The 15,023-nt window shown below is 46.4% G+C and carries 12 protein-coding genes and 3 tRNA genes; 10 read left to right on the top strand and 5 right to left on the bottom strand.

Annotated features, from left to right (window positions below; all coding sequences use genetic code 11):
* Positions 1 to 150 precede the first annotated feature (150 nt).
* Positions 151 to 1,692: a glycine--tRNA ligase gene (locus tag IC612_RS03580; protein ID WP_194738803.1), complete on the top strand. Its 1,542-nt coding sequence runs from the start codon at positions 151 to 153 to the stop codon at positions 1,690 to 1,692.
* Between the two features lie 80 nt (positions 1,693 to 1,772).
* The gene (locus IC612_RS03585) at positions 1,773 to 2,993 is read left to right on the top strand and encodes an aminotransferase class V-fold PLP-dependent enzyme (protein WP_194738804.1); all 1,221 of its coding nucleotides are present in this window, start codon (positions 1,773 to 1,775) and stop codon (positions 2,991 to 2,993) included.
* Here the strand turns inward: IC612_RS03585 and IC612_RS03590 are convergent.
* The gene (locus IC612_RS03590) at positions 2,990 to 3,406 is read right to left on the bottom strand and encodes a DUF6146 family protein (protein WP_194738805.1); all 417 of its coding nucleotides are present in this window, start codon (positions 3,404 to 3,406) and stop codon (positions 2,990 to 2,992) included. The genes IC612_RS03585 and IC612_RS03590 overlap by 4 nt on opposite strands.
* A gap of 93 nt (positions 3,407 to 3,499) precedes the next feature.
* Between IC612_RS03590 and IC612_RS03595 the strand changes: the two genes are divergently transcribed.
* A complete protein-coding gene (locus IC612_RS03595) occupies positions 3,500 to 6,214 on the top strand; it encodes a TonB-dependent receptor (RefSeq protein WP_194738806.1) in 2,715 nt (904 codons plus the stop codon).
* On the opposite strand, the gene aat is transcribed toward IC612_RS03595, so the two are convergent.
* Complete coding sequence (gene aat, locus IC612_RS03600) at positions 6,204 to 6,848, bottom strand: leucyl/phenylalanyl-tRNA--protein transferase (RefSeq protein WP_194738807.1); 645 nt, start codon at positions 6,846 to 6,848, stop codon at positions 6,204 to 6,206. The genes IC612_RS03595 and aat overlap by 11 nt on opposite strands.
* Before the next feature lie 43 nt (positions 6,849 to 6,891).
* Positions 6,892 to 7,269 (bottom strand): DUF3127 domain-containing protein, encoded by a 378-nt coding sequence (locus IC612_RS03605; protein WP_194738808.1) that lies wholly within the window; start codon positions 7,267 to 7,269, stop codon positions 6,892 to 6,894.
* 163 nt (positions 7,270 to 7,432) lie between these two features.
* Here IC612_RS03605 and IC612_RS03610 point away from each other — a divergent pair.
* The 7 genes from IC612_RS03610 (at position 7,433) to IC612_RS03640 (ending at position 13,216) form a co-directional block, all read left to right on the top strand.
* Positions 7,433 to 7,514: transfer RNA gene (locus tag IC612_RS03610), tRNA-Leu, on the top strand.
* 45 nt (positions 7,515 to 7,559) lie between these two features.
* Positions 7,560 to 7,632, top strand: a tRNA-Gly gene (locus IC612_RS03615).
* A gap of 13 nt (positions 7,633 to 7,645) precedes the next feature.
* Positions 7,646 to 7,729: transfer RNA gene (locus IC612_RS03620), tRNA-Leu, on the top strand.
* A 473-nt stretch (positions 7,730 to 8,202) separates the two neighbouring features.
* A complete protein-coding gene (locus IC612_RS03625) occupies positions 8,203 to 9,630 on the top strand; it encodes an SDR family oxidoreductase (protein ID WP_194738809.1) in 1,428 nt (475 codons plus the stop codon).
* Between the two features lie 92 nt (positions 9,631 to 9,722).
* Entirely contained in the window at positions 9,723 to 11,492 is a 1,770-nt protein-coding gene (mutL, locus tag IC612_RS03630; protein WP_194738810.1) for a DNA mismatch repair endonuclease MutL, read from the top strand.
* Positions 11,493 to 11,495: 3 nt separating this feature from the next.
* Positions 11,496 to 12,242, top strand: a complete 747-nt coding sequence (locus IC612_RS03635) for a rhomboid family intramembrane serine protease (protein ID WP_194738811.1) — start codon at positions 11,496 to 11,498, stop codon at positions 12,240 to 12,242.
* Positions 12,233 to 13,216 carry an endonuclease/exonuclease/phosphatase family protein gene (locus tag IC612_RS03640; protein ID WP_194738812.1) on the top strand — a complete coding sequence of 328 codons (984 nt, stop codon included), beginning with the start codon at positions 12,233 to 12,235 and terminating at the stop codon, positions 13,214 to 13,216. Before IC612_RS03635 ends, IC612_RS03640 begins: the two co-directional genes overlap by 10 nt.
* Before the next feature lie 57 nt (positions 13,217 to 13,273).
* Here the strand turns inward: IC612_RS03640 and hemE are convergent, their stop codons facing one another.
* Together hemE and IC612_RS03650 are read right to left on the bottom strand one after the other, a co-directional pair.
* Positions 13,274 to 14,305, bottom strand: a complete 1,032-nt coding sequence (gene hemE, locus IC612_RS03645) for a uroporphyrinogen decarboxylase (protein WP_194738813.1) — start codon at positions 14,303 to 14,305, stop codon at positions 13,274 to 13,276.
* The gene (locus IC612_RS03650) at positions 14,302 to 15,018 is read right to left on the bottom strand and encodes a uroporphyrinogen-III synthase (RefSeq protein WP_194738814.1); all 717 of its coding nucleotides are present in this window, start codon (positions 15,016 to 15,018) and stop codon (positions 14,302 to 14,304) included. Before IC612_RS03650 ends, hemE begins: the two co-directional genes overlap by 4 nt.
* Positions 15,019 to 15,023 lie beyond the last annotated feature (5 nt).

Raw genomic sequence — 15,023 nt, forward strand, 5'->3', positions numbered from 1 at the left:
TAGACAAATTTAAGGAAAAACCATGGACAATCCTTTTTTTACAGGACTTTACTTAACCCCAGCCTGCCCGATGGGCTACAGCAAGTTGGGGCGTTTGCCAAAGGCTTTTGAGAAAAATTTGCGTAATTTCGCACGAACAAATTATTTACAATGGCAAAACAGGAAGACGCATTTAAGAAGGTGGTATCCCATGCGAAGGAATACGGGTTTATTTTCCCCAGCTCAGAGATCTATGACGGACTCTCAGCAGTATACGATTACGGTCAAAACGGCGTTGAACTGAAAAATAATATTAAGCAGTACTGGTGGAAAGCCATGGTACAGCTCAACGATAACATAGTGGGAATCGATTCGGCGATCCTGATGCATCCCACCGTATGGAAAGCATCCGGTCACGTGGATGCGTTCAACGACCCTTTAATTGACAATAAAGACTCCAAGAAGCGATTCCGGGCGGACGTACTAATAGAAGATTACTGCGCCAAGCTGGAAGATAAAGCAACTAAAGAGATAGAGAAAGCGCAAAAACGCTTTGGAGAAAGCTTTGATAAAGCCCAGTTTGAATCCACTAATGAGCGCGTGCTGCAGTACCGAGCAAAACAGCAGCAGATCCTCCAGCGCATGGCACGCTCCCTGGAAGCAAACGATTTGGCAGACGTGAAAAGTCTCATCGAAGAACTGGAAATAGCAGATCCGGATACCGGCTCTAAAAACTGGACCGACGTGCGGCAGTTCAATCTAATGTTCGGAACCAAGCTGGGCGCCTCGGCCGATTCTGCAATGGACCTTTATTTACGGCCCGAAACGGCGCAGGGAATTTTTGTCAATTTCCAGAACGTGCAAAAAACTTCCCGCCACAAGCTTCCCTTTGGAATTGCGCAGATTGGTAAAGCCTTTAGAAACGAAATTGTAGCCCGGCAGTTTATATTTAGGATGCGGGAGTTCGAACAGATGGAAATGCAGTTTTTTGTACAGCCGGGAACCGAACTAGCGCAGTACGAGGCGTGGAAGCAAAAGAGACTTAACTGGCACCTTGCGCTGGGTCTGGGCCAGGAAAACTACCGTTTCCACGACCATGAGAAGCTGGCGCACTATGCCAATGCGGCGGCAGATATAGAGTTCAAGTTCCCGTTTGGATTTAAAGAACTTGAAGGAATCCATTCCCGCACCGATTTTGATCTGAAAGCACATGAGGAGTTCTCCGGGCGTAAATTGCAGTACTTTGACCCGGAACGTAACGAAAACTACGTACCGTATGTTGTGGAAACCTCCATCGGGTTGGACCGGATGTTCCTTGCGCTTCTTTCCCACTGTTTAAAAGAGGAGACGCTTGTAGACGGCTCCGAGCGTACGGTGCTTTCCCTACCGCCTGCCCTGGCGCCCGTAAAAGCGGCCATTCTCCCACTAATGAAAAAAGACGGCCTGGGAGAGTATGCACAGAACATCTTTAACGATTTGAAATACGACTTTAACCTCATTTATGAAGAAAAGGACAGTATTGGCAAGAGGTACCGCAGAAACGACGCTTTAGGAACCCCTTACTGTATTACCGTAGACCACGACTCCTTAACAGATCATACCGTGACCTTGAGAGACCGCGATACTATGGAGCAGACCCGTGTACCGGTCGCAGGACTTAGAAGCATCATTGAGGAAAAAACCAGTTTTAAAACGCTGCTCTCCCAAATCTAAATTTGTCTTTTGGACGTGGGGTCGCGTAGTACCTGCTGCGTTTTGCAAAAGGAATGCAGTGCTAACCGAATAAAAAAGTTATGTTAAATATAGAATCCATCCGCGCGCAGTTTCCCATCCTTTCTGAGAAAATCAATGGGAAGCCGTTGGTATACCTGGACAATGCCGCCACATCGCAGAAGCCCTTACGTGTACTTAGCGCCTGGGAGAACTACTACCGCTCGTATAATGCGAACGTCCACCGTGGCATTCATACCTTAAGCCAAATCGCCACGGAGGAAATGGAAAATGCACGGAAAAAAGTGCAGCGGTTTATAAATGCAGAGTTTGACCATGAAATTATATTTACCCGGGGCACCACCGAAGGACTGAATTTACTGGCCTATGCATTTACCTCAAAACTGCGCCCAGGAGACGAGATTCTGATTTCCCATCTGGAACACCACTCCAATATAGTCCCTTGGCAAATGCTTTGCGAGCGAACCGGCGCAAAACTACAGGTGATTCCAATGAACGATTCGGGAGAGCTAGACCTCTTAGCCGTGGATGCACTTATTACAGAGAAAACGAAAATCGTCTCCATAAACCATATTTCCAATGCACTGGGGGTAGTCAATCCCATCGAGTACATCATAAAAAGAGCGCGCGCACATTCCAGTGCCTACATAGTAATTGACGGCGCGCAGTCCGCGCCGCATCTAAAGATCGATGTGCAGGCAATGGACTGTGATTTCTTCGTGTTCTCCGGGCATAAGATGTATGCTCCGATGGGAGTAGGTGCCCTGTACGGTAAGGAAAAACACCTCCTGGACTTACCACCATTCCATGGCGGTGGAGAGATGATCGCAGAATGCACCTTTGAAAAGACAACCTATGCGGCTCTTCCCTTCAAGTTTGAAGCGGGCACGCCCAATGTAGGAGGAAATATTGCACTGGGGGCAGCCGTAGATTTCATAGAAGAAATCGGTCAGCAGCATATCGCTAAGCATGAGAACACATTACTGCACTACGCGCAGCAGCAATTGCTTTCTTTGGGCGGTGTAAAAATTTACGGACAGGATGCCTTGCGCGCGGGTGTGGTCTCCTTTACGCTCGAGGGCGCAGGTATTGCTTCCGATGCGGGAATGATTCTCGATAAACTAGGAATCGCTGTGCGCACCGGACACCATTGCACCCAACCCATTATGAATTTCTACGGTATAGCAGGTACCATCCGGGCGAGTTTTGCAGTATACAACACCCTAGAGGAAGTTGACCTGCTGGTAGAAGGGGTGAAGAAAGCCAAAAAAATGCTTCTCTAGCGGACCTCTGCTCCACTGAGGGCGCGCAGGCGCAGTCCATACTTCCACTGAACAAAAGCAAATACCTGGTACAGCCTGTATTCAAATTCAAGTCCGTAGTTTTCATTGGGATCGTACTCTATAGCGGATTCTATGACATTACGATACCTCCCTGCATAGTAGTAGCTGTTCCACTCACTAACTAGTGCCTGGTTGCGTGCTTTCAGCACCTGTTCATTGTACATAGACTGAGGCTTAGCAATGGCATTGAGAAAGTAGTCGTACTGCGTGTCAAATACCAGGATTTCCCACTCCCCTTCCTGGTTCTTTTCCGGTTTTATTACTGCAGAGGAATCGGAAGAAGCACGCTGCGTAGCGCAAGAATTTATCACAAATACACTAAATAACAAGTAAAAGATATAATGTGCTTTCATAGCATTGGGATTTACCCTTTTAGATGCATAAATTAGGCCGCTGTTAAATTTACGGGAATGGGGTCGGAAAACATCCTGCGGATATTAGGTTTAATGGTATCATTATTGCAGAAAATGGGTAACACTATTACAATACAGTTTAAAGTCTTTGATATTCCTTCTATGAGGTGTACTGTACTCACTCTACTATTGGCAGCCATCGGTGGACTTCCTTTAATGAGCGCACAAACGACCGTATTTGCCTACCTTAAGGATCAGGAAGGAAAGCCTGTCGAAAGAGCTACCGTAGATTTAATCCGCTCGGACAACGATCTGATTGCCGATAAAATAGGCTATTTTCAGTTTGTTAATTTGGAGCCGGGGCTCTACAAAATGCGCATCTCGAAAACGGGTCTGATGAGTCGTGAGATTGAGTTTGAGGTAAACCCTTCCCTAAAAAGACAGGATTTGGGTGTTATCAGCATGCTTCCCTCCAGCAAAGAGCATGCAGTGGCAGCTGCGGCAGTAAGTGAGAATCTTTCCTCAGATAATATGAGTTTGGAGCCTTCAATAGCCCTACTAACCAATCAAGGGTCGCTCTATACAAGACTTGTTTCCAGCGACATGCGCTGGTACGGCTACAAACCCCGCGCAATCGATAATTCCCAGCACAGCATTCTGGTAAATGGCACCCCTACCCTCAGCACAAAAGCCCCACAAGGGGATTTACTCTACATTCCGATTTCGGCTTTTGCCAGCTTGCCCATTGAATTCACCGAATCCTACCAGCCGCATGCCGCGCGCATAAATCCGGGCGCCATTGTGGAATTTACTACGCGGCCATCCCAAATACCGAAAACAACGAAACTGGGATATAGCTTCAGTACGGCTGTACTTGCTAACCGGCTGGAGCTATTCCATGCTTCGGGAGAATCCACCACCGGCTGGTCCATAGCGTTTGGACTAAGTCCGGAGTGGGGCGCCGACAAGAAGATAGCGGGAATCGACGGCAGCCGCCTGGGCTACTTTGCCTCTGTGGAACGCGCAATAAACCCCAAGTCGAGTATTTATTTTACCACCTATGCACAAAGCGACCGGACCGGCCTTAGAAGTGCCCTGGACCCCGATAGCGGATCAGAAAACCATTTGGACAATGGCTACTGGGGCGTGGACGGGAACCAAATTCGTAATGCAAGGACCCGAAATTACTTTTTACCGGTGTACCAATTAGGCTTTACTTACCTTCCTACCAAATCTTCGCAGTGGGAGACGCTGGTATCCCTACAAGAGGGAAGCATTAGAGAAAGCCGCTTGGAATGGGATAAGAGCGATGTGCCGTACGGACTTCATCCTACCCTCGCCAATTTTGACAGCGACCTAGGGCCTGTACGCTGGCAAAGTATGCGGGAAGAAAACGTTTTAGCCGACGGGAAAGCCAGTTTCTTTATGGCCGAGGATGTGGAGCAGATCCGAACTATTTCCGCATTAAGCACCTATTCTCTTCGTCTAAATCCGCATTTCACTGTAAAGTCCCACGTACAGGTGCGCTCCAAAGAATCCAAATACTACCGGGAAGTAAGCGATCTTTTGGGCGCATCTTATGTTCTGAATCGCAGTCCCTTTACTAATCTTGATTACAATACACTGGAGAGTTCGATCCAAAAAACCGAAGGTGAGCGTCTGGGATATGACTACTCTATAGAAGAAAACGCCTTGCAGTGGGGCATTTTTGGAGCCTATAAAAAGAACAGATGGAACGCGCAGGCCTCGGCCTTTGTGCGGGTACATAATTCACGGCGCTTAGGAAATATGTTAGGAGAAAATGCAGAAGAAAGCGATTGGGGCCCATCGCCCACCCGACGCGGCGTAGATTCGGGCATCAACACCAAAGTGGACTTTATGATTAACTCCAAAAATACGCTAAGTGCCTCCGGGTTCTACCATGCAGTTAATCCTGGAATACGTCCCTTGTTAAGACAGCCTCTTTCTTCGAATGCCATACACAACCAGAGAAATCCTATAAAGAAAATGGGCACGGAACTCTCCTACCGCCTCTCCTTAGAGAAGCTGCAGCTATCCGCCTCTGCCTACTACCAAAGAGCACAAAACGACCTGCAGCACTGGAACTATTTTACAGACCAAAACTATGCGGGACCTTTGGACTACATGGGTAATACCTTTATAAATGAATCGTGGATCGGACTTGACCGGGAAAGCCGCGGTCTGGAACTGGGCGTGGAATGGAATTTTACCAAGAATTTTACCTGGTTCACTGCGGCGGGACTTAATAATTCTTCGGTTAAGAATAACCCTCTAGTGCACTACGTTTCCAGTCAAGTTTTGCACTCCGACGTGCAGGCACCTCTTTCGGGCGAGCGTCTCTCAGGTTCTGCGCAGAACAACATTGTTGCAGGACTCCGTTACGACAATCCCAAACTCTTCTGGGCACGCATCTCCGGGATTTACCTCGATGCACTGTACCCCGAATTTTCTGCCCTTTCCAGAACAGAACTCTCGGAAGAAGCCTTGCCTTCCGGAATTTTGCCTGCATATCCTCATGGACTACCGCCGCAAAAGGAGCTGCCAAGTTATTTTTTAATGAATCTTACGGCGGGAAAAACCTTTTCTATCGGTAGGTACGAGCTGGGGCTGAACCTTGAGGTGATAAACCTCTTGAACAATACCGAGTATACTCCGGCCTCCCGCGAAAGCCTGGGTCTTTTAAAGTTTGATTCTCAGGTGCAAAGGCCCTACGTACATTCATCGCATAACCAATACTACTACGACCGGGGAAGACGGATATTTGCAGGTCTGTACTTTAAATTCTAGCAGGAAGGGTACGGAGAAAGTCCTCCTTGCTGATCATTTCGGCGCCCAGCTGCTCCAAATGCGCGGAATGCACCTGGCAGTCTATTAACTCGATATCCTGCTTGTGTTTGTCTACAAAAGAAATTAGGCCCGCTTTAGAGGCGTTGGATACCAGACTGAACATACTTTCGCCACAAAACACCTTTCCTACCAACAGACCGTATAAGCCACCTACCAGCCTGCCCTCCTGCCAAACTTCGTAGCTTAAAGCCTTTCCTTCACGGTGAAGGACTTCCAGCGAGTCAATAAGTTCCATCGACATCCAGGTTCCGTCTTGGCCTTCGCGGGGCGTATGCATGCACTGTTCCAGCACCTCTCTAAACGCTTGGTTTTCTGTAAACTTAAAGACACCCCGGTCCATTATCTTGCGCATACTTTTGCTGATCCTGAGCTTCTGTGGAAAAAGCACAAAGCGGGGGTCCGGACACCACCAAAGAATATCTTCCCCAGGATTGTACCAGGGAAATATCCCCTGACTGTAGGCAGTCCATAGGGTGTCCGGACTCAGGTCCCCACCGTAGGCTATAAGACCTCCATGGGGGTATTCTTGGTACGGGTCCGGAAAGGAAATGTAACGCTCTTCCATAGTATGCATAAAAAAATCCTACTTGAAAGCAGGATTTGAATTTTGTTCGCTGTTAAAAAGGCAAATCGTCGTCTTCGTCTTCGAAAGGATCGGAAGATGCTGCAGGAGCTGCTCCCCCTGCCGCTGGTGCTACTACAGGATCGCTGAATCCGCCGCCGCTTAATTTTTCGACTCTCCAACCGGTAATAGAATTAAAGTATTTTACTTCCCCCTGCGGGCTGGTCCATTCCCTACCGCGGATATTGATTCCTACTTTTACATCATCCCCCTCGGAAATAGTATCCAGTAGTCCTATCTTATCGGATAAAAATTCAATGTTTATTGGTTGTGGATACTGCTCTTGCGTCAGTAGAACCATTTCTCTTTTTTGAAAACCACTTGCAAAAGTCTGGGTTTCAAATATTTTCTTTACCGTTCCTTGTAATTCCATGTTCAGATTTCTTAAGTGTGTAAAAATACAAAAGTAATTTAATTTTAAAGTCTGCTAAGCGTTTAAATTTTATTCAAAAAAAATATTTAAAAAATTTGCTTTTGAAATACTAAATCGTTTATATTTGCACTCACAAAAAAAGAACAGAAGGTCTTAAATTAATGCGGATGTGGTGTAATTGGTAGCCACGCCAGACTTAGGATCTGGTGCCGTGAGGCGTGGGGGTTCGAGTCCCTTCATCCGCACTTTTATAAAAAAATTTCTAAACTTGTTTTAGAAATTTTTTGTTTGCGAAAATAGCTCAGCTGGTAGAGCACAACCTTGCCAAGGTTGGGGTCGCGGGTTCGAGTCCCGTTTTTCGCTCATTTTCTACCTTGCCCTGGTGGTGGAATTGGTAGACACGCAGGACTTAAAATCCTGTGTCCGCAAGGACGTACGGGTTCAAGTCCCGTCTGGGGTACTTAAAAGCATTGTTAATCGTTCGATTTTCAATGCTTTTTGCTTTTAGAGGGTTGCTAAAAGGGTGGCTAAATTAAAAATTGTCCGGAATTCTTTTCATCTCTCCAGTAGACTATAGTTCAACAGACAAAAAAATATCTTCTTCTTTAGATGTTGAAATTTATGGAGGTTTTTCCATAAAAGGTATTATTAATATATAATGCGAGATTTTGCGATAATCTCGCATTACTTACTTTTCTCACCTTCTTGTGAATCACATTTAAGGAAAAATGATAGTCAAATAGATTGCTTGTAAAGCATCAGGAGGCACTTGTTTTGTGCTCCTATTTGGGTCTGTATCCGCTTGAGAGTTTTTTGGCTCAAGATGGCAAGGGCGAATATCCAACATTTATTACAAGGCCTCTCGTTTGGGCAAACTAAAAGTTCTAGCGTGTTTGGTAGCATATTTGCTCCAAAATTGCATACCCATTTTTTATGAAAATTCTTCTGACAGGGGCTACCGGATACATCGGCAAACGTCTACTAATCCAACTACTCTCTCAGGGGCACACTGTGGTTTGCTCCGTGCGTGACTCCATGCGCTTTAACAGCGCTAAATACAAGGATGCTCCTGGAGAAATAGAAGTGATCGAAAATGATTTCCTAGACCCGGAATCTCTTTCTTCTATACCCGCAGATATTGATGCCGCCTATTATCTGATACATTCCATGTCCAGTAGTGCGGGTGACTTCTCGCAAATGGAGCTCGACTCGGCCACCAATTTTAGAAAAGCAATCGAACAAACCTCCTGCAAGCAGGTTATTTTCCTTACTGGCATTGCTAATAATCCAAAGCTCTCCAAACACCTCTCTTCACGTCTAGCTGTGGAGCATGCTTTGGAAAGCAGCAAATACGGCCTGACTTCCCTGCGTGCTGCCATTATCGTAGGATCCGGCAGCGCTTCCTTTGAGATTATACGAGATTTAGTGGAGAAATTACCTGTTATGGTAGCTCCTAAATGGTTGAAGACAAAATGCCAGCCCATCGGAATACGAAATGTTATGGAATTTTTGGTCGGGGTACTCGGAAAAGAATTTACCTACAATAAAAGCTATGACATAGGAGGAAAGGACATTCTAACCTACAAAGAAATGCTGCTGCAGTATGCCGAGGTTCGGGGGCTGAAACGAAGCATATTTACGGTTCCTGTGATGACGCCAAAGCTCTCCTCCTATTGGCTCTACTTTATAACCAGTACCACCTATCCCCTGGCTAAAAATCTTGTGGACAGTATGAAGATTGATGTAGTGGCCACGCCCAATGAGCTAGCTTCACAGCTGAACATCTCCCTGTACAGCTATAAAGAAAGTATTACCCACGCTTTTGATAAAATCAAGCAAAACGATGTGCTTTCAAGCTGGTACGATTCGTTCTCCAATCCTTTTCATAAGAAGAATGTATGGCAATATTTGGAGGTCCCTTCAAAGGGCTGCTATAAGGATGTGCGGCGCCGCAAGGTGCACGATACCGAAACGACACTGGACAGAATATTTGGCATTGGAGGAAGAAACGGGTGGTACTACGCCAATATTCTTTGGAAAATCAGAGGGCATTTAGACCGGCTCTTTGGAGGTGTGGGTCTGAGGCGGGGACGCAGGGACCAGCGCAGCGTGGAACCGGGCGACAGTATTGATTTTTGGCGGGTGCTCTACAGCAACCGGGAAGAAAAACGCCTTTTACTCTTTGCAGAAATGAAAGTGCCGGGCGAGGCGTGGCTGGAATTTAGAATCGAGGGCGATACCCTGATACAAGAAGCCACCTTTAGACCACTGGGACTTGCAGGAAGGCTCTATTGGTATGCGGTTCTGCCTTTCCACGGTCTTATCTTTAACGGAATGATTACTAAACTAACCGACAAATAAACTGTCTTTCGTCTCCGTAATGTCGTGGAGATTTAAGTTACACAATCTGCAATTCACAGAAGTTATTGCTATTTTTGTCCTAAATACCTTTTATGTCCGATATCATCCAGCTGTTGCCTGACCATGTTGCCAACCAGATTGCTGCCGGAGAAGTGGTTCAGCGCCCTTCTTCAGTGGTAAAGGAGCTCATGGAAAATGCTATTGACGCGCAGGCAACCAAGGTGGAGCTGATTATTCGGGAGGCGGGTAAAAATCTAGTACAGGTTGTTGACAACGGCATGGGAATGTCGGACGCCGACGCACTGCTTGCCTTTCAGCGGCACGCTACTTCGAAAATCAAAACCACTGAGGATATTTTTAAGATTGCTTCCAAAGGATTTCGGGGTGAGGCTCTGGCTTCTATTGCGGCCGTAGCCCAGGTGGAGCTCAGAACCAAGCAGTCGGGAGCAAGTGCGGGAACCAATATCTATATAGAAGGCGGAGGACTGCAGTTTCAGGAACCTACACAGACGCACGAAGGCTCGAGTTTTTCCGTTAAAAACCTGTTTTACAATATCCCGGCAAGAAGAAAATTTTTAAAAAACAACAATGTTGAACTCCGCCACGTCATCGACGAGTTTCAAAGAATTGCCCTGGCACACAATGACGTCGAATTTGATTTCTTTCATAACGACGAGCCGGTTTTTAGGCTGCGCAAGGGAACGGCTCTGCACCGCATCGTGGAAATCTTTGGCAGAAGGCTCCAGCCACTTTTACTTCCCATAGCAGAAGATATGGACTGGATTAAACTCTCTGGCTATGTAGCCAAGCCCGAGGGATCCAAGAAAACACGTGGGGAACAGTTCTTCTTCGTCAATAAAAGATTCTTTAAAAGCCCCTACCTTAACAAAGCGGTCCAGGAAGCATTTGAAGGGCTGCTCCAACCGGGCTACATCCCCTCTTTTTTTCTGTTCTTGGAAATTGATCCAGAGAAAATTGATGTGAACATCCACCCTCAGAAGACAGAAATAAAGTTTGAAGATGAAAACCTGATATTTGCGCTCATTCGCTCTACCATAAAAAAAGCGTTGGGAATATATAACGTCGCTCCCAGTCTGGATTTTGATCGTGATCCTAAAATGGATGCTTTCTTCTCCAGCGCCAAGTCTTCCCAGAGCTCTATGAATACGCCCGGCAGATCCTTTGCCGTGGACCGGGACTTCAATCCCTTTAAATCCGAACAGTATCCCCAGTCCCAGCAAATAGCAGCAGAAACACTGTATCAGGAACCACTGCATTCCGCACCGTCGAAAATCAACCTGTTTGAAGAGGAAGATTTTCAGGAAGATTTACTCCGCCTTCCCAATGGGTACTGGATTTACAACAAAGGCTCTGAAACCCTTATACTGGATCCGGGAAGAATGCACCGTTTACTGCAGCAGAACCAGAAAGCACCTAAATTTTCTTCCTCTGTGGCGCAGTCCTTACTTTTCTCTCTGGAATACCATATGAATGAAATTGAGAAAGTCAAGTACAAATCCATAAAAAAGTACCTTCCAGAGCTGGGATTTGACATGAAGCTTGCTCAGGAGAACGTACTGAGGATCGATGCGGTCCCGCAAGGCCTGAAGGAATCGCAGGTCACCACCTTTCTGGAACGGATATTCGAGATTTTGGAATACCGAACTGAAGAAGATTTTATGAGCTATTTTTCCCACCAATGGAACCGGCTGCATTCCAAATCACGCTTCGACTTTATTTACAAGCACGAAATGGAAGACCTTATCAGACGCTACCAAAAAATAGGTTTTCCCCGGTACGATCCCAGGGGCAAACAATGCTATACCGAACTCTCCCTCGAGGACATAAATTCCAAATTTTAATCTATGTTTAGAAATATACCCCCTGTTACCAAAAATATCATCATTTTAAATGTCGTGGTATATTTGGTGTCCAATCTACTTTTTTCCGGACATCTCTATAATATACTCTCGGCATACTATCCCTTCTCCCCCAACTTCAGAAGCTGGCAAATACTGACCCACATGTTTATGCACGCTCCAATGGGTCAGGGCATGGGCCTTACGCATATTCTCTTTAATATGTTTACGCTTTGGAGCTTTGGCCCCGTACTAGAACAGGTCCTGGGTGCAAAAAAGTTCTTACTGCTATATTTTGTTAGCGGGCTGGGCGCATTTCTTTTATTTAATGTGTGGAACGTCTACGAGGTCAATCAGATAATTTCCGCTTTGGACCAACAGGGAATCGATGTGGCCGAGGTCTTTAGAAAGTCCAGTCAGACCTATACTGGAGATCTAAGTGTGTTTAAAAATCCCGACGCTCTGCTGCTGGGACAAATGCTAAACAGCAAAATGCTGGGCGCATCTGGAGCCATTTTTGGTGTGGTTGCCGCATTCTCCACCATGTTTCCCGACGCCAAATTGGTGTTTCTTTTCATTCCGTTTCCGATCAAAGCCAAGTACCTATTTCCCATTATCATCGTTGTATCGCTTTATTTAGGAATTAGCGACAGTATGGGAGGAATCGCGCACTTTGCCCATATCGGTGGTGCAGTAGTAGGATTTCTTATGGCCCTGTATTTCCGCAAAAAGCATATTCAAAGATGGCATTAGTACGCACTGTGCTCTTGCTTGTACATTTGGGGGTCCTTCTGCTAGCTGGGGCCACCGTGCTTAATGCCTATATAGCACCCTCCACTTGGGCACTGCTTAACCTGTTGTCCCTTGCTTTTCCGGTACTGCTGCTGCTTCACATTTTTCTTACGCTTTTATGGGTGCTAATGCTTAGAAAGCGCACAGTGGTTTTTGCTCTATCCACAGTACTTCTAATTAACCCTATTCAAAGAATTGTCAACTGGAACAGTACTTCCGACCAGGTGGAATCGCAACTGAAGGTACTCACCTACAATGCCAAGAACGGTGCCTATGCAGAGGATTCTACGGGCGAAAACTTGGAGAACTACCTGGCGGCGCAGAATGCGGACATCGTATTCTTACAAGAGACCCGATTGGACGAAGAAAAATTATACCAGCACCAGCACGAGGTCCTTGCAATCCGAAGCAAATACCCCCTGGAAAACATACGCTCCCTGATTACCGACGGCTCTAATTCTTACGCTGTATCGGCGGATATCTCGGTAAAAGGAACCAAGATCCGTCTGATCAATATTTACCTGGAACCTTTCCAACTGAAAAAGACCATGGTACGACCCACCCGAGATGTGGACACCAATAAGATAAAGGCCAAGCGGCTTATTGCTCGGATGCTGCCTGTATTTAGAAGCCACCAGGAGCAGGTAGCTATGATTCAAAATGCTATTGAATCCTCCCCCTATCCGGTACTTCTGGGTGGCGACTTTAACGCCGTGCCAAATTCCTACGAATACTACCACTTATCGCAGTCTCTGGTCGATCCCTTTGTACAGGTCGGAAGGGGGCTTTCCACCAGTTTTCACGACTACAAGTTCCCGATACGCATCGATTATCTGCTGACCTCACAGAGTATTACACCCCGTAGCTACCAAGTGGACAGAAGCATTGGAATCTCCGATCATTTTCCCGTCATTGGGTATTTTTCCCTACCCTAAAAACATAAATGGCAGCACCTTAAGCGGGCGCTGCCATATACTAAAAAAAATAAGGTCTTAATTTTCGGGGGTCCACTCTACTACCGCGCGAATGAATGCTTCTGCATTTTCCACCGGAATATTAGGCAGAATGCCATGGCCTAAATTTGCTATATACCGTTCTTTTCCGAACCGGTTGATCATTTGGTGCACCATTTTGCGAATTACCTCTGGGGAAGAATGCAGACGGGCAGGATCAAAATTACCTTGCAGCACCATTTGGTCTCCTACCAGGCTTCTGGCCAGTTCCGGTTTTATTGTCCAGTCCACGCCTAAGGCAGCCGCCTTGGATTTACTCATTTCCTCCAAAGCAAACCAGCAGCCCTTACCAAAGACAACGGCCGGAGCAAAAGGGCTTAACGCATTAACAATCTGTTCAATATAAGGCCAGGAAAACTCCTGGTAGTCTTCCGGGGAAAGCATTCCTCCCCACGAATCGAAGATCTGAACAGCCGAAACGCCGCTCTCCACCTTTCTTTTAAGGTAGGCAATGGTAGTGTCCGTAATTTTCTGCAGAAGCAGATGTGCCGCCTCGGGCTGGGTGAAGCAGAACGACTTTGCAATATCAAAGCTTTTGCTTCCTCTTCCCTCCACGCAGTAGCAGAGAATCGTCCACGGAGAGCCTGCAAATCCAATAAGGGGAACCGAAGAATCCAGCTTATCAAGCGTCATGGAAATAGCCTCAAACACGTATCCCAATGCGTGGTTTACGTCCGGAACTTCAATTGCTTCAACCTGCCCGACTGTACGAATGGGCGTATCCAGCCAAGGACCCACCGACTCCTTCATTTTGAAATCAATGCCCATCGCCTGCGGAACTACTAAAATGTCGGAAAACAGAATTGCCGCATCCAATGGGAAACGTCTCAAAGGCTGTACCGTGATCTCCGAGGCCAGTTCCGGAGTCTGGCAACGCGTAAAAAAGTCGTACTTTTCGCGCAGTGCAATGAATTCCGGAAGGTATCTTCCGGCCTGTCGCATCATCCAGACCGGTGGTCTTTCCACAGTCTCACCCCGTAGGGCTCTTAGGTATAAATCGTTCTTAATCATAATCTTTTAATAGGGTTAGCTTCAAGGTCCTTAGCGATAATCCCGAGCAGATCTTCGGTACTGTTCTCTGGGCTCCAAATGCCGTTGGAAATTCCCAGGCGCAAAAGTTCTTTACCTGTGGTCTCACCAATGGCATAGACCCGTTTGGAAGAAACGCTGTTGTTTTTAAGAAAACTTCGAGCGCCACTGGGAGAGAAAAAAACCACGGCATCAAATCCGGAAGTATAGTGGGGATAAAGAAGTTCGGTGTGGTACACCACTATTTTCTTATAGTAAATATTCTGCAAAACATGTCCTGCAGTTAAAACGTCCAGGGAAATATTGCCACAGAAATGCAGGAAACGCTCCGAGGGAGACTCCACTGTTATAAACTCGCGGAGCTGCTGGGCATTGCGCATAGTCTTGTAGGTTCCGTACCCAAATTTTCTCAGGGCATTCTTTGTTTTCTGGCCCACGCAGTAGATCCGGTTGTAGTTGCGGTCCGTAAAACGCTCATTGGGCTTAAATCCATTTGCAAAGAAAGCCTCTACTCCGTTTACACTCGTAAAAATAAGGGAATAATCGTGCAATGGAAACGCTTGCACCGGATCCTGTTTTATCTTGATTACATCTACAAAATCATAGGTGGACAGAGTATCCAAGTAACGCGATATTATTTTTTTGTCAATGCTTCTCTTCGTAAAGAGAAGATTGGGAAGTCCTGCAGTATCCATAGCAT

It is taken from the genome of Planobacterium oryzisoli (assembly GCF_015354315.1).
In the GTDB taxonomy this organism is placed as follows: domain Bacteria; phylum Bacteroidota; class Bacteroidia; order Flavobacteriales; family Weeksellaceae; genus Planobacterium_A; species Planobacterium_A oryzisoli.

What these genes read in the sequence shown, in the direction of transcription:
- IC612_RS03605 (WP_194738808.1), bottom strand. Translation starts at nt 7,269, where the DNA reads ATGGAATTACAAGGAACGGTAAAGAAAATATTTGAAACCCAGACTTTT.
- IC612_RS03640 (WP_194738812.1), top strand. Translation starts at nt 12,233, where the DNA reads ATGGCATTAGTACGCACTGTGCTCTTGCTTGTACATTTGGGGGTCCTT.
- mutL (WP_194738810.1), top strand. Translation starts at nt 9,723, where the DNA reads ATGTCCGATATCATCCAGCTGTTGCCTGACCATGTTGCCAACCAGATT.
- aat (WP_194738807.1), bottom strand. Translation starts at nt 6,848, where the DNA reads ATGCATACTATGGAAGAGCGTTACATTTCCTTTCCGGACCCGTACCAA.
- IC612_RS03635 (WP_194738811.1), top strand. Translation starts at nt 11,496, where the DNA reads ATGTTTAGAAATATACCCCCTGTTACCAAAAATATCATCATTTTAAAT.
- IC612_RS03590 (WP_194738805.1), bottom strand. Translation starts at nt 3,406, where the DNA reads ATGAAAGCACATTATATCTTTTACTTGTTATTTAGTGTATTTGTGATA.
- IC612_RS03595 (WP_194738806.1), top strand. Translation starts at nt 3,500, where the DNA reads ATGGTATCATTATTGCAGAAAATGGGTAACACTATTACAATACAGTTT.
- IC612_RS03625 (WP_194738809.1), top strand. Translation starts at nt 8,203, where the DNA reads ATGAAAATTCTTCTGACAGGGGCTACCGGATACATCGGCAAACGTCTA.
- hemE (WP_194738813.1), bottom strand. Translation starts at nt 14,305, where the DNA reads ATGATTAAGAACGATTTATACCTAAGAGCCCTACGGGGTGAGACTGTG.
- IC612_RS03650 (WP_194738814.1), bottom strand. Translation starts at nt 15,018, where the DNA reads ATGGATACTGCAGGACTTCCCAATCTTCTCTTTACGAAGAGAAGCATT.
- IC612_RS03580 (WP_194738803.1), top strand. Translation starts at nt 151, where the DNA reads ATGGCAAAACAGGAAGACGCATTTAAGAAGGTGGTATCCCATGCGAAG.
- IC612_RS03585 (WP_194738804.1), top strand. Translation starts at nt 1,773, where the DNA reads ATGTTAAATATAGAATCCATCCGCGCGCAGTTTCCCATCCTTTCTGAG.